At 73.0% G+C, this 11,915-nt stretch carries 12 protein-coding genes; 11 read left to right on the forward strand and 1 reads right to left on the reverse strand.

What is annotated here, in order from left to right:
- Positions 1 to 3 precede the first annotated feature (3 nt).
- Positions 4 to 1,404 carry an MFS transporter gene (locus tag ACFWR9_RS12310; RefSeq protein WP_383839602.1) on the reverse strand — a complete coding sequence of 467 codons (1,401 nt, stop codon included), beginning with the start codon at positions 1,402 to 1,404 and terminating at the stop codon, positions 4 to 6.
- Positions 1,405 to 1,700: 296 nt separating this feature from the next.
- On the opposite strand from ACFWR9_RS12310, the gene ACFWR9_RS12315 reads away from it, so the two are divergent.
- The 11 genes from ACFWR9_RS12315 to ACFWR9_RS12365 form a co-directional block, all read left to right on the forward strand.
- Positions 1,701 to 3,188 (forward strand): aldehyde dehydrogenase family protein, encoded by a 1,488-nt coding sequence (locus ACFWR9_RS12315; protein WP_383839606.1) that lies wholly within the window; start codon positions 1,701 to 1,703, stop codon positions 3,186 to 3,188.
- A gap of 23 nt (positions 3,189 to 3,211) precedes the next feature.
- Positions 3,212 to 4,213: a VOC family protein gene (locus tag ACFWR9_RS12320; RefSeq protein ID WP_383839609.1), complete on the forward strand. Its 1,002-nt coding sequence runs from the start codon at positions 3,212 to 3,214 to the stop codon at positions 4,211 to 4,213.
- On the forward strand, positions 4,210 to 5,010 hold the full coding sequence (locus ACFWR9_RS12325; RefSeq protein ID WP_383839612.1) for an aspartate dehydrogenase domain-containing protein: 801 nt from the start codon (positions 4,210 to 4,212) through the stop codon (positions 5,008 to 5,010). Before ACFWR9_RS12320 ends, ACFWR9_RS12325 begins: the two co-directional genes overlap by 4 nt.
- Positions 5,007 to 5,822 carry an alpha/beta fold hydrolase gene (locus ACFWR9_RS12330; RefSeq protein WP_383839615.1) on the forward strand — a complete coding sequence of 272 codons (816 nt, stop codon included), beginning with the start codon at positions 5,007 to 5,009 and terminating at the stop codon, positions 5,820 to 5,822. Before ACFWR9_RS12325 ends, ACFWR9_RS12330 begins: the two co-directional genes overlap by 4 nt.
- 5 nt (positions 5,823 to 5,827) lie before the next feature.
- Positions 5,828 to 6,349 (forward strand): cupin domain-containing protein, encoded by a 522-nt coding sequence (locus ACFWR9_RS12335; protein ID WP_383839618.1) that lies wholly within the window; start codon positions 5,828 to 5,830, stop codon positions 6,347 to 6,349.
- A complete protein-coding gene (locus tag ACFWR9_RS12340) occupies positions 6,342 to 7,094 on the forward strand; it encodes a 3-oxoacyl-ACP reductase family protein (RefSeq protein WP_383839621.1) in 753 nt (250 codons plus the stop codon). Before ACFWR9_RS12335 ends, ACFWR9_RS12340 begins: the two co-directional genes overlap by 8 nt.
- Positions 7,095 to 7,133: 39 nt before the next feature.
- A complete protein-coding gene (locus ACFWR9_RS12345; RefSeq protein ID WP_383839624.1) occupies positions 7,134 to 7,925 on the forward strand; it encodes an SDR family oxidoreductase in 792 nt (263 codons plus the stop codon).
- 9 nt (positions 7,926 to 7,934) lie between these two features.
- Positions 7,935 to 9,566 carry a thiamine pyrophosphate-binding protein gene (locus ACFWR9_RS12350; protein ID WP_383839627.1) on the forward strand — a complete coding sequence of 544 codons (1,632 nt, stop codon included), beginning with the start codon at positions 7,935 to 7,937 and terminating at the stop codon, positions 9,564 to 9,566.
- A gap of 14 nt (positions 9,567 to 9,580) precedes the next feature.
- The gene (locus ACFWR9_RS12355) at positions 9,581 to 10,531 is read left to right on the forward strand and encodes a PDR/VanB family oxidoreductase (RefSeq protein ID WP_383839630.1); all 951 of its coding nucleotides are present in this window, start codon (positions 9,581 to 9,583) and stop codon (positions 10,529 to 10,531) included.
- 37 nt (positions 10,532 to 10,568) lie between these two features.
- Complete coding sequence (locus ACFWR9_RS12360) at positions 10,569 to 10,793, forward strand: recombinase-like helix-turn-helix domain-containing protein (RefSeq protein WP_383839633.1); 225 nt, start codon at positions 10,569 to 10,571, stop codon at positions 10,791 to 10,793.
- A gap of 1 nt (position 10,794) precedes the next feature.
- Positions 10,795 to 11,915, forward strand: a 1,121-nt coding sequence (locus tag ACFWR9_RS12365) for a Rieske 2Fe-2S domain-containing protein (protein WP_383839636.1), incomplete at its 3' end; no start/stop codon positions are given.

Raw genomic sequence — 11,915 nt, forward strand, 5'->3', positions numbered from 1 at the left:
CGACTACGGCGCCATGTCCTCCAGCGTGCGGCCGCTGGTCTCCTCCGCCCCGGCCGCCGCCACCAGGGAGCCCGCGACGGCGACGACCGCCAGCGTCACGAACACCGTGCCCATCGCGCCTCCCGCGTAGATGGCACCCACGACGATCGGGCCGAGGATGACGCCCATGCGGTTCGCCGCGCCGCCCACGCTGGAGCCCAGCGCCCTGATCCGGGTGGGGAACAGCTCCGGGGTGTACAGGTAGAGGCAGATGTTGGAGCCGAAGAGGAAGACCGCCGCCAGGGACGTCCAGATCAGGACGCTCGACGCCGTGTCGCCGGCCGTCAGGCCCAGGAGCAGCAGGCAGAGGGCCGCGGCCGCCATGCACCAGATCACCGTGTTGCGGCGGCCGACCCGGTCGACCGTGAGGGCGACGACCAGACAGCCGGCCAGGCCCGCGCAGCTCGTCACCGTCGAGTAGAGCAGTGCCGTGGACAGACCGAGGTCGAAGTGGTCCTTGTAGATGGTCGGCAGCCAGGACGTGATGCCGTAGTTCGCGAAGTAGCCCGTGAACCAGAGGGCTCCGATGACGAGGGTGCGCCTGCCGTACCTGCCGCTCAGCAGTTCGCGCAGGCCGCCCTTGCCCGCGGCCGGCCGGACGGGCGACGCGGGAGCGGGGGCGGGCAGCGGGGCGCCGGTGATCTTCTCGACCTTCTGCTCGATCGACGCCATCGTCGTCAGCGCCTCCTCGTGCCTGCCGTGGTCGGCGAGCCAGCGAGGTGACTCCGGTACATAGCGGGCGAGGACGAGGCACAGCAGGCCGGGGACGGCGGCCAGGCCGAACACCCAGCGCCAGCCGAGCACCGGCACCAGCCAGGCGGCCAGGAGCGCGCCCGCGGTCAGGCCGGCCGGGAACACCAGCTCGTACAGGAGGACGAAGCGGCCGCGCTGGTGGGCGCGGGTGATCTCCGCGATGAAGGTGGCCGCGATCGGCACCTCACCGCCGATGGCCATGCCCTGGACGAAACGGAGCGCCATGAACGGCTCGGGCGAGGTGCAGAGCGTCAGGGCCAGGTTGCAGAGGCCGGACAGGGCGATGCAGCCGGCGATGACCTTCACCCGGCCGACCCGGTCCGCGAGCCTGCCCGATGCCAGGGCGCCGATCAGCATGCCGACCGATCCGACGGTCATCAGAGCGGTGACCTGGGTGGTGCCGAGGTGCCACTCGGCGCGCAGTTCCGGCAGCGCGTAGGCGATCAGTAGCTGGTCGAACGCCTCGAAGAAGGTGACGGCGCCGACGACGAGCCGGACCATCACCTGCCAGCGGCACAGGGGCAGGCGTTCGAAGCGGGCGCCGATGGCGGCCGCCAGCTCGGCCGGGTCGCCATGTCGGCCTGGGGTGTCGCGAGCTGCGTCGATCGTCATGGTGTGGTCTCCGGATTCCGTACGACGGGGAGAGTACAGGCCCGCACGGGACGGTTCGGGCCGTACGGCACGGCGGAGCGACCGCATGCCGGCGGCGATGAGGGCTGGAGAGGTGCGGCGCCCTACTTATGTAGGCGCTGAATGTCTCAGCGCTTAAGTTCTACCGGTAGCCCGCCGAGGTTAGGCAAGCCTTACTCCTGACGTCGTCAAAAATTTCCGACGGCGGCCCCTTGCGGGGAAATTATTTAAGCCCTTAGATTTCTAGCACTTAGACACGTCCCACCCGGAGGCCCTCCATGCCGCGTATCCCAGCCGACGAGATCCTCATCGCGGGGCACTGGCGACGCGGGGGCGGACGGCCGATCCACACCGTCGACCCGGCCGACGGCGGCGTCCTCACCACCGTCCACGCCGCCTCGGCGGACGACGTATACGAGGCCGCGCAAGCCGCCGCCGCGGCCGCCGCCGCACCCGAGTGGCGGGACCTCCCGCCCCACCGCAGGGCCCGCGTCCTGTACCGGATCGGCGACCTGATCGAGGAGCACGCCGACGACCTGTCCGCGCTCCAGACCGCCGACACGGGCAAGACCCTCGGCGAGACCCGCGCCCTCGCGCTGAGCGCCGCCGGCACCTTCCGGTACACGGCCGCCGCCCTGGAGACGGGCGAGGACGCGCTCACCCCCTCGCGCGGCCCGTACCTCACGATGAGCACCTACGAACCGATCGGCGTCGTCGGCGCGATCAACCCGTGGAACTCGCCGATCGCCTCCGACGCGCAGAAGGCGGCACCCGCACTGGCCGGCGGCAACGCCGTCCTGCTCAAGCCCGCCGAGTGGACCCCGCTGGTCTCCCTCGCCTTCGGGCGCCTCGTCCACCGGGTCCTCGCCGAGGCCGGACTGCCGACCGCGCTGCTCGCCGTCCTGCCGGGCAAGGGCAGTGTCGTGGGCGACGCGATCGCCAGGCACCCGCTGGTCGGCAGGATCGGCTTCACGGGCGGCACCACCACCGGACGCGCCATCGCCCACGTGGCCGCCGACAAGCTCGTGCCCGCCTCGCTCGAACTGGGCGGGAAGTCCCCGACGATCGTGCGCGAGGACGCCGACGTCGAACAGGCCCTCGCGGGCGTCATGTACGGGATCTTCTCCTCCAGCGGCCAGTCCTGCATCGCCGGATCACGGCTCTTCGTGCACGCCTCGCGGTACGACTCCTTCGTCACGGAACTCGTCAAGCGGGTGCGCGAGCTGCGCGTCGGACCGGGTACCGACCCGCACACACAGGTCGCGCCACTCGTGCACCACGCGCACCGCGACGCCGTCGCCGCCGCGGTCGAACGCGCCCGGGAAGAGGGCGGGCGCGTGCTGTGCGGCGGCGCCGTACCCGAGGGCGAGCGGTACGCGAAGGGCGCCTACTACCTGCCGACCGTGATCGACTCCCTGCCGAACTCGGCCCGCGTCTGCCAGGAGGAGATCTTCGGCCCGGTGCTCGTCGCCCTGCCCTACGAGGACGAGGACGAGCTGGTCGCGCAGGCCAACGACTCCGTCTTCGGGCTCGCCTGCGGCATCTGGACCCGGGACGCGCGGGCCGCCTGGCGGCTCGGGCGGCGGATCGAGGCGGGCACCGTCTGGATCAACACGTACAAGCAGTTCTCCATCTCCACCCCCTTCGGCGGGGTGAAGGACTCCGGGCTCGGCAGCGAGAAGGGCCGCGACCTGATCCGTGCCTACCAGCGGCAGAAGTCCCTGTACTGGGGAACCGACTCCACGCCCCTGCCCTGGGCCAACTGACCCACACCTTGGGAGATCCCGCCATGAACCAGCCACCGATCGGCCGCCTGCGCGCCCTGCGCTCGGTCGAACTGCTCACCCCGAACTTCGCCGAGGCCGTCGACTTCTACGAGGAGGTGTGGGGCCTCCAGGTCGTCGAGGCCGAACACAGCGGGAGCTGGCTGCGCGGCACCGGCGAGGAGCACCACGCCCTGCGTCTGACCCGCTCCGAGACGATCGGCCTGGGCCGTCTCGTCTTCGCGCTCGGCACCCCGGCCGAGATCGACGAGGCCGGACACCGGCTCCGGGCGCGCGGCATCGGGCTCGTCACCGAACCCGGCCCCCTCGACCAGGTGGGCGGCGGCTACGGGCTGCGCTTCCACGACCTCGACGGACGGCTGGTCGAACTGTCCGCCGACACCTGGGCGGTCACCGCGCGCGGCCGGGACGTGTCCCTGCCGGTGGGCGTCACCCACGCCGTCCTCAACACCCCCGACATCGACGCCTCCGTCGCCTTCTACCGCGACGTGCTCGGCATGCGCGTGTCGGACTGGTCCGAGCACCAGATGGCGTTCCTGCGCTGCGGCGCCGACCACCACTGCGTCGCCTTCAACCAGGCACCGTGGGTCTCCCTCAACCACGTGGCGTACGAGATGACGTCGCTCGACCACTTCATGCGCGGCCTCGGCCGGCTCAGGCACCACGGCATCACCCCCGAGTGGGGCCCCGGCCGGCACGGCCCCGGCAACAACACCTTCTCGTACTTCACCGACCCCACGGGCCTGGTGTGCGAGTACACCACCGAGGTCGCCCAGATCGTCGAGGACACCTGGATCTGCAAGGTGTGGCGGCGCACCCCCGAGCTGTCCGACCTGTGGGGGACCGCGGGCCCGCCCTCGCCGCGGATCCGGGCGCACATGGCGGGCACCCCCGACGGCAGCCCCGTCGCCGCACCACCGGTGGACGCCCGTGCGGACGCCCGAACCGACGCCCCTACCGACGCCCGTACCGACGCCCCCGCCGGCACCGAAGGAGCAGCGGCATGAACAACGGCCCACGCAAGGTCGGCCTCATCGGCTGGGGCGCCATCGGACGCGTCGTCGGCGGCGCGCTCGCCGCGGGAGAGGTCCCGGGAGCCGAACTGACGGGCATCGTCGACAACCGCCCGCTCGGCGACGCGGTGCCCGCCCCGCAGCTGACCGTGGAACAGGCCCTCGCCTCCTGCGACCTGATCGTCGAGGCCGCCGGACAGGGCGTCGTACGGGAATGGGGCGAGGCGGTCCTCGCGTCCGGCACCGACCTGCTCGTGGCGTCCACCGGGGCGCTCACCGACGAGGAGCTGTCGAAGCGGCTCCTCGCCACCGGGCCCGGCCGGGTCTACTTCACCGGCGGCGCGGTCGGCGGGCTCGACCTGCTGCAGGCCGTACGGGCGATGGGGCCGCTCGGCGAGGTCACGCTGACCACCACCAAGCTGCCCGCCACCCTCGAACAGCCCTGGATGGACGAGGAGTCGCTCGCGCGGCTGCGGACCGCGACCGGCCCCGTGGAGGTCATGGCCGGCACCGCGCGCGACGTACCCGCCAAGTTCCCCAAGTCGACCAACGTCGCCGCCTCCGTGGCGCTCGCCGTCGGGGACCTCGACGCGGTACGGGTCAGGGTCGTCGCCGACCCGGCCGTCACGCACACCTCCCACGTGATCGAGGCGAGCGGGCCGCGTGGCTCGTACCGCTTCGAGGTCCGCCACCTCCCCGACGCGGCCAACCCGGCCACCAGCCAGGTCGTCCCGTACGCCGTGCTGCGCTCGCTCGCCGCCCTGGCCGGACGCCGGGGGCAGATCCTGTGACCGCCCACGACCTCGCCGGGCTGCACCTGGCGGAGAGCGGGGACGACGGGCCGCTGGTGCTGTGCCTGCACGGCATCGGCTCCTCGTCCGCCGCCTTCGCGCCGCAGACCGACGCGCTCGCCGCCGGTCACCGGATGGTGGCCTGGGACGCGCCCGGATACGGCAGGTCGGCCGACCCGGACGGCGAACTGACCCTCGACGACTTCGCCGACACCGCCGCCGCCGTCATCCGCGCGCGGGACACCGAGGCACACGTCGTCGGCGTCTCCTGGGGCGGCGTGATCGGGCTGCGGCTCGCCACCCGGCACCCGGACCTCGTCGCCTCCCTCACCGTCGCCGACTCCACCCCCGGCTCCGGCACCAGCCCCGAGAAGGCCGCCGCCATGCGCGCCCGGGTCCCGGAACTGGAGAGCCTCGGCCCGCGCGCCTTCGCGGAGAAGCGCGGCCCCCGCCTCGTCTCCGAGGACGCGCCGCCCGAACTGGTGCGGCGGGTCGTCGACACCATGGCCGACTCGATCCGGCCGCCCGGCTACCGGCAGGCGGCCGAGTCGATGGCCCGCACCGACCTGCGCGGCGAACTCGCCCGGGTCGTCGCGCCCACCCTCGTCCTGTGCGGGGAGAAGGACCGGATCACCGGTCCCGACGCCTCACAGGTCCTGGCCGGCGGTCTGCACCGGACCGCCTACGTGATCGTCAAGGACGCCGGTCACCTGGCCAACCAGGAACAGCCCGAGCACTTCAACGCCTGGCTGCTCTCCCACCTGCACATCGTCACCGACACCCGCACCCGCAATCGCACCCGGAAGGGCTGATCACCATGCCGCTGACCACCGACGCCTACGACAACGGCGGAGACCTCGCCAAGTACACCGAGTCCCTGATCGCCTCCAAGGACTCCCGCGAGCCCGACTGGGGCACCCTGTCCTTCCAGGAGAAGGCGGGCCCGCAGTACAAGCGGGCGCAGATCCGCTACGTCGGCTCCGGCGCCACCGGCAACCACGACGACGACGGCCGGATCCTCCCCTCCGGCGGCTTCACCTTCTCCAACATGCTGCTGCCGCCCGGCGGCGAGGGCCCGGCCCACACCCACCACGACGTCGAGGAGGCGTTCTTCGTCCTGGAGGGCGAGGTCCGCGTCGGCATCCACCGCGGCCCCGACGAGACCGAGTACCGCACGCTGGGCTACCGCGACATGATCGTGGTGCCGGCCGGGGTGACCCGTTCACTGAAGAACGAGGGCGACACGGACGCCCTGTTCTGCGTGATCATCGGCACGCAGAAGCCGCAGGTCCCGACGTACCCCGAGTACTCCCCGCTGTACGGCGTCACCCGTGACTGACCCCGCGGCCGGGCGCCGTACGGTCGTCGTGACCGGCGCGGGCCGTGGCCTCGGGGAGGCCATGGCCCGCCGGGCGGCGGCCGACGGGTACCGGGTCGTCGTCGCCGAGCTGAACGAGGAGTGGGGCGCCCGCACGGCGGCGGCGATCCGGGACGCGGGCGGCACGGCCGAGTCCGTCGCCCTGGACGTCGCCGACCCCGCCTCGGTCGAGGCGCTGGCCGCCCGCGTCGCGGCCGGTGGCCCCCTGTACGGCCTGGTCAACAACGCGGCGCTGGCCAACGGCGTCGGCGGCCGGGAGTTCCAGGACATCGACGTCGAATCCTGGGACCGGCTGATGACCGTCAACGCGCGCGGCCCGTGGCTCGTCGCCAAGCACCTGCTGCCGCTGATGTCCCGCCCGGGAAGGATCGTCAACATCGCCTCGGACGCCGCCCTCTACGGCTCCCCGCGCCTCGCCCACTACATCGCCTCCAAGGGCGCGGTCCTCGCCCTGACCCGGGCCATGGCCCGTGAACTGGGCGAGCGGGACATCACCGTCAACGCCGTGGCACCGGGACTGACCGAGGTCGAGGCGACCGAGACCGTACCCGCCGAGCGCCACGCCCTGTACGCGGCGAACCGCGCGATACCCCGGCCGCAGCGGCCCGACGACCTGGTCGGGCTCGTCTCCTTCCTGCTCGGGGAGGAGTCCGGCTACCTCACCGGGCAGGTGGTCGCCGTCAACGGCGGCTTCACCATGCACTGAACCCCGCCCCCCAAACACACCCGTCTGCAAGGAGTACCCATGGACCTCGGCCTCGCCGACCGCACCGTCCTGGTCACCGGCGGCAGCTCCGGCGTCGGCCTGGCCACGGTCCGGTCCCTGCTCGCGGAGGGCGCCCGCGTCGCGACCTGCGGACGCGACGCCGACCGGCTCGCCAAGGCCGTGGCCGGCCTCGGCGCCGGCCCGGACCGGCTCCACACCGGCGTCTGCGACGTCCGGGACGCCGACGCCGTACGGGACTTCACCGAGCGCGCCGCCGCACACCTCGGCGGACGCCTCGACGGGCTCGTCAACAACGCGGGCCAGTCCCGTATGAAGGCCCTCGACGAGACGACCGCGGACGACTGGCGCGACGAACTGGAGCTGAAGTTCGCGGGCGTCCTCAACCCCCTCGGCGCCGCCCGCGGCCACCTCCGGTCCTCCGACGCCGCCGCGATCGTCAACGTCAACGCCGTCCTCGCCAAACAGCCCGAGACCCGGCTGATCACGACCAGCGCCGCCCGGGCCGGCATCCTCAACCTCTCCGCCTCCCTGGCCCGCGAACTCGCCCCCGAGGGCATCCGCGTCAACTCCGTCTGCCTCGGCCTGGTCGACACCGGGCAGTGGACCCGCCGCCACGCGGCGGCGGACAGCGGCCTCACCTACGAGGAGTGGCAGGCGGAGATCGCCGCCGACCGGGGCATCGCCCTGGGGCGGCTCGGCCGCGCCGAGGAGGTCGCGTACGCGATCGTCTCGCTGCTCTCGCCGCGCGCCTCCTACATCACCGGAACCAGCATCGATGTCTGCGGCGGAGTCGGCCGCGGCATCCTGTGAGGAGTTCGTATGCGTTACGACCACGGTGGCGGACTCCTGGCCGCCCATCTCAAGTCCCTCGGCGTCGACACCGTGTTCGGCATCGTCTCCGTGCACAACCTGCCGCTGGTGGAGGCCGTCGAGGCCGACCCCGACCTGCGGTTCGTGCCGGTGCGGCACGAGGCGAGCGCTGTCAACGCCGCCGACGCCTACGGCCGGGCCCGCGGCTCCATCGGCTGCGCCCTCACCTCGACCGGCACCGGCGCCGGCAACGCGGCGGGCTCCCTGATCGAGGCCCTGTCCTCCGGGACGTCCGTCCTGCACGTCACCGGGCAGGTCGAGTCGGCGTACCTCGGCAGCGGGCGCGGCTTCATCCACGAGACCAAGGACCAGCTCGGCATGCTCGCCGCGGTCTCCAAGTACGCCGCGACCGTCACCTCCGCGCGGGACGCGGGCCGCGTCCTGCGCGAGGCGTCCGCCGCCGCGCTCGCCGCCCCCGGTGGTCCCGCGAGCGTGGAGTGGCCGATCGACCTCCAGTACGCGGCCCAGGAGGACGACGGCGCAACCGCGCCCGCTCCTGAAGTGCCGGTGCCGGACGCGTCCCGGCTGGCCGCGGCTCGCGACCTGCTGGCCTCCGCCCGACGCCCGCTGATCTGGGCCGGGGGCGGCGCGAACACCGCACGCGACCAGCTGCTCGCCCTGCTGGAGGCGACCGGCGCCGGCCTGCTCACCTCCAACTCCGGCCGCGGCTGCGTACCGGAGGACCACGACCTGGTCGTCGGCAACTTCGCCACCACTCCCGCCGGACGCGCGCTGCTGGCCGACGCGGACGTCGTCGTCACCGTCGGCACCCACTTCCGCTCCAACGAGACCGCCGACTACGGGCTCCGCCTCCCCGAGGCGCACATCCAGATCGACGTCGACGCCGCCGCCCTCGGCCGGGTGTACCCCGCCCGGCACGGTCTCCACGGCGACGCGAGCGCTGTCCTGCCACGACTCACCGATGCGGCCGTACGGGCCGACGCGGACTGGACGGACCGGGTCCGCCGCGTACGCGACGAGGTGCGGGCCGCCCTGCACGACGGCATCGGCCCCCAGGCCGCGATCTGCGACGCCCTCGCCGCCGCCCTGCCCCGCGGCAGCGTCGTCGCCCGCGACGTGACCATCCCGTCCTCGTCCTGGGGCAACCGCCTGCTGCCCATGCACGACCCGCGCGCCAACGTCTTCCCGCGCGGCGGCGGCATCGGACAGGGCCTCGGCATGGGCATCGGCGCCGCCCTCGCCCGCCCCGACCAGCCGACCGTGGTGATCGCCGGGGACGGCGGACTCGCCGTCCACCTGGGCGAACTGCTCACCCTCGCACAGGAGCGGCCCCGCCTGACCCTGATCGTCTTCAACGACGGCGGGTACGGCGTACTGCGCAACATGCAGGCCACCTACACCGAACGCCGCTCCGGAGTCGACCTGTTCACCCCCGACTTCGCACAGCTCGCCGCCGCCTGCCGACTGCCCTACGCGCGGATCGGCGACGCGAGCGAGGCCGCGAAGGTGATCGACGCGGCCGTCGCCTCCGACGGCCCGACCCTCGTCGAGGTCGACCTGGCCGCGCTCGGCCCGATGAAGAACCCGTTCACCCCGCCCGTCAAGATCCCCACCCGGTAGGGAGGCCCGCCGACATGAGCGCCACCGAAGAGCAGGAACTGGACCTCCTCGTCCACCGCACGACCTGGGAGGCGGACGGAGTCCTCTCCGTCGAGCTGGTCCACCCCGACGGCAAGCCGCTGCCCGCCTGGGCGCCCGGCGCCCACCTGGACCTGCACGTGGGCGGCCACGTCCGCCAGTACAGCCTGTGCGGCGACCCGGCGGACAGCGTGGTCTACCGCCTCGGCATCCTCGACGAACCGGCCTCGCGCGGCGGTTCGCGCCACGTGCACACCAAGCTGCGGCCCGGCCAGACTGTGCGGGTGGCCGGGCCGCGCAACCACTTCGCCCTGGAACCCGCCGCCTCCTACGTCTTCGTCGCCGGCGGTATCGGCATCACCCCGATCCTGGCGATGGCCCGCCGGGCACAGTGCGACGGCATTCCGTACCGGCTCGTCCACGGCGGCCGGTCACGCGCCTCGATGGCCTTCGGCGGCGAACTCGCGGCGCTCGGCGGCGGCGAGGTGACCCTCGTGCCGCAGGACGAACTCGGCCACATCGACGTCGCCGGCACGCTCGCGGACCTGCCCGCCGACGCGCTGGTGTACTGCTGCGGCCCGGAACCGCTGCTGCGGGCGGTCGAGGAGGCGGCGCCGGAAGGGCAGGTGCGCACCGAGCGCTTCGCCGCACCGGCCGCGGCAGCGCGGGAGGGCGACGACAGCGCCTTCGACGTCGAGTGCCGTACATCGGGCGTGACCCTGCGCGTGGACCCCGGCACCTCGATCCTGGCGGCCGCCGAGAACGCCGGACTGGCCGTCGCCTCGTCCTGCCGGGACGGCATCTGCGGCTCCTGCGAGACCCGCGTCCTGGCCGGCACCCCCGACCACCGCGACTTCCTCCTCAGCGACACGGAGCGCGCCAACGGCGAGACGATGATGATCTGCGTCTCGCGCTGCGCCTCGGACCGCCTCGTCCTGAACCTCTGACCCCCCTGAAACAGCTGACTTCCCTACGGAGAACGCCGTGCCCGAGACCTGGCCCTTCCTGGACCCCCACCAGACCCGCGACCACGAGCCCACCCCGTACGAGCTGAAGCTCGCGCGCACGCTGGAGGACATCTTCACCAAGGACGGTCACGAACTGACCGACGTCATCGACGGCCTCAACTCCCGCCAGCTGCGCACCCCCACGGGCGAGCCCTGGACCGAGGACGCCTTCCGCGCCGAGATGAACCGCCTGGGAGCCTGACATGACCCTCTCGACCCACGACACCGCCGACCACATCTACGCCCACGGCCTGCGCAACCAGTGGCACCCCGTCGTACCGTCCGGCTTCGTCTCGCCCGGAGGCATGCGCAGGGTGACCGCCCTCGGCGAGGACTGGCTGCTCTTCCGCAAGTCCGACGGCGGCCTCTCCATGCTCGCCGACCGCTGTCCCCACCGCGGCGCACCCCTCTCCCTCGGCAAGCACCTGGGCGACCGCGTCGCCTGCTGGTACCACGGCGTCGAGATCGACGGCACCGGCACGGTCACCTCGGTGCCCGGCCTGCCCGGCTGCAACCTGGAGGGCAAGACCCTCGTCACCTCGCTGCCCGTACGCGAGGCCGGCGGCGCGATCCTCGCCTACTTCGGCGACGAGGAGCACCCCGACCCGGTGGAACTCACCCTCCCCGAACCACTCGCCGACGAGGAGATCTCCGCGCTCCTCTGCTACGCCGAGTGGAACGTGCCGTGGCGGTTCGCCATGGAGAACCTGCTGGACCCGATGCACGGCGCGTTCCTGCACTCGGAGTCGCACACCATGTTCGCCGGCGACACGACCGCCAAGTTCCGCATCCGGGAGACCGGACGCGGCTACTTCTTCGAGAAGACCGACCAGCGGGGCGTCAACTTCGACTGGGTCGAGCTGTGCCACACCGGCGTCGACTGGGTGGACCTGTCCATCCCCTACCCGCCGTCGGCCGGCCCCGGGGGCCCCTTCGGCATCGTCGGCATGGCCTGCCCGGTGGACGCCGGACGCACCGGTGTCTTCTTCTGGCGGTACCGCAAGGTGAGCGACTGGCAGCGGGACACCTGGCGGTTCCTCTACAGGACCCTCATCGAGGAGCGCCACTGGGAGGTCCTGGAGCAGGACCGCGTCATCCTGGAGAGCATGCCCGCGGACGCCGACCAGCGGGAGAACCTCTACCAGCACGACCTGGGCGTGGTCCGGCTGCGCCGCCTCTACCAGGCGCAGGCCGGGCGGCAGTCGAAGGCGCCGCCCCGCGCGGCGGGCGGGGCCCGGGGGGCGGGGGGGTCCCCCAGAGCACCCGGCCACGAGCGCCACACACCCCCCCCGTGGGCCGGGTGGGGGGGGGCGGGGGGGCGCGC

The sequence above is a fragment of the Streptomyces sp. NPDC058534 genome (assembly GCF_042717365.1).
In the GTDB taxonomy this organism is placed as follows: Bacteria; Actinomycetota; Actinomycetes; order Streptomycetales; family Streptomycetaceae; genus Streptomyces.

Bases quoted from the DNA above. Each gene is read 5' to 3' on its own strand.
- ACFWR9_RS12310 (WP_383839602.1), bottom strand. From the start codon at position 1,404: ATGACGATCGACGCAGCTCGCGACACCCCAGGCCGACATGGCGACCCG.
- ACFWR9_RS12315 (WP_383839606.1), top strand. From the start codon at position 1,701: ATGCCGCGTATCCCAGCCGACGAGATCCTCATCGCGGGGCACTGGCGA.
- ACFWR9_RS12320 (WP_383839609.1), top strand. From the start codon at position 3,212: ATGAACCAGCCACCGATCGGCCGCCTGCGCGCCCTGCGCTCGGTCGAA.
- ACFWR9_RS12325 (WP_383839612.1), top strand. From the start codon at position 4,210: ATGAACAACGGCCCACGCAAGGTCGGCCTCATCGGCTGGGGCGCCATC.
- ACFWR9_RS12335 (WP_383839618.1), top strand. From the start codon at position 5,828: ATGCCGCTGACCACCGACGCCTACGACAACGGCGGAGACCTCGCCAAG.
- ACFWR9_RS12345 (WP_383839624.1), top strand. From the start codon at position 7,134: ATGGACCTCGGCCTCGCCGACCGCACCGTCCTGGTCACCGGCGGCAGC.
- ACFWR9_RS12350 (WP_383839627.1), top strand. From the start codon at position 7,935: ATGCGTTACGACCACGGTGGCGGACTCCTGGCCGCCCATCTCAAGTCC.
- ACFWR9_RS12355 (WP_383839630.1), top strand. From the start codon at position 9,581: ATGAGCGCCACCGAAGAGCAGGAACTGGACCTCCTCGTCCACCGCACG.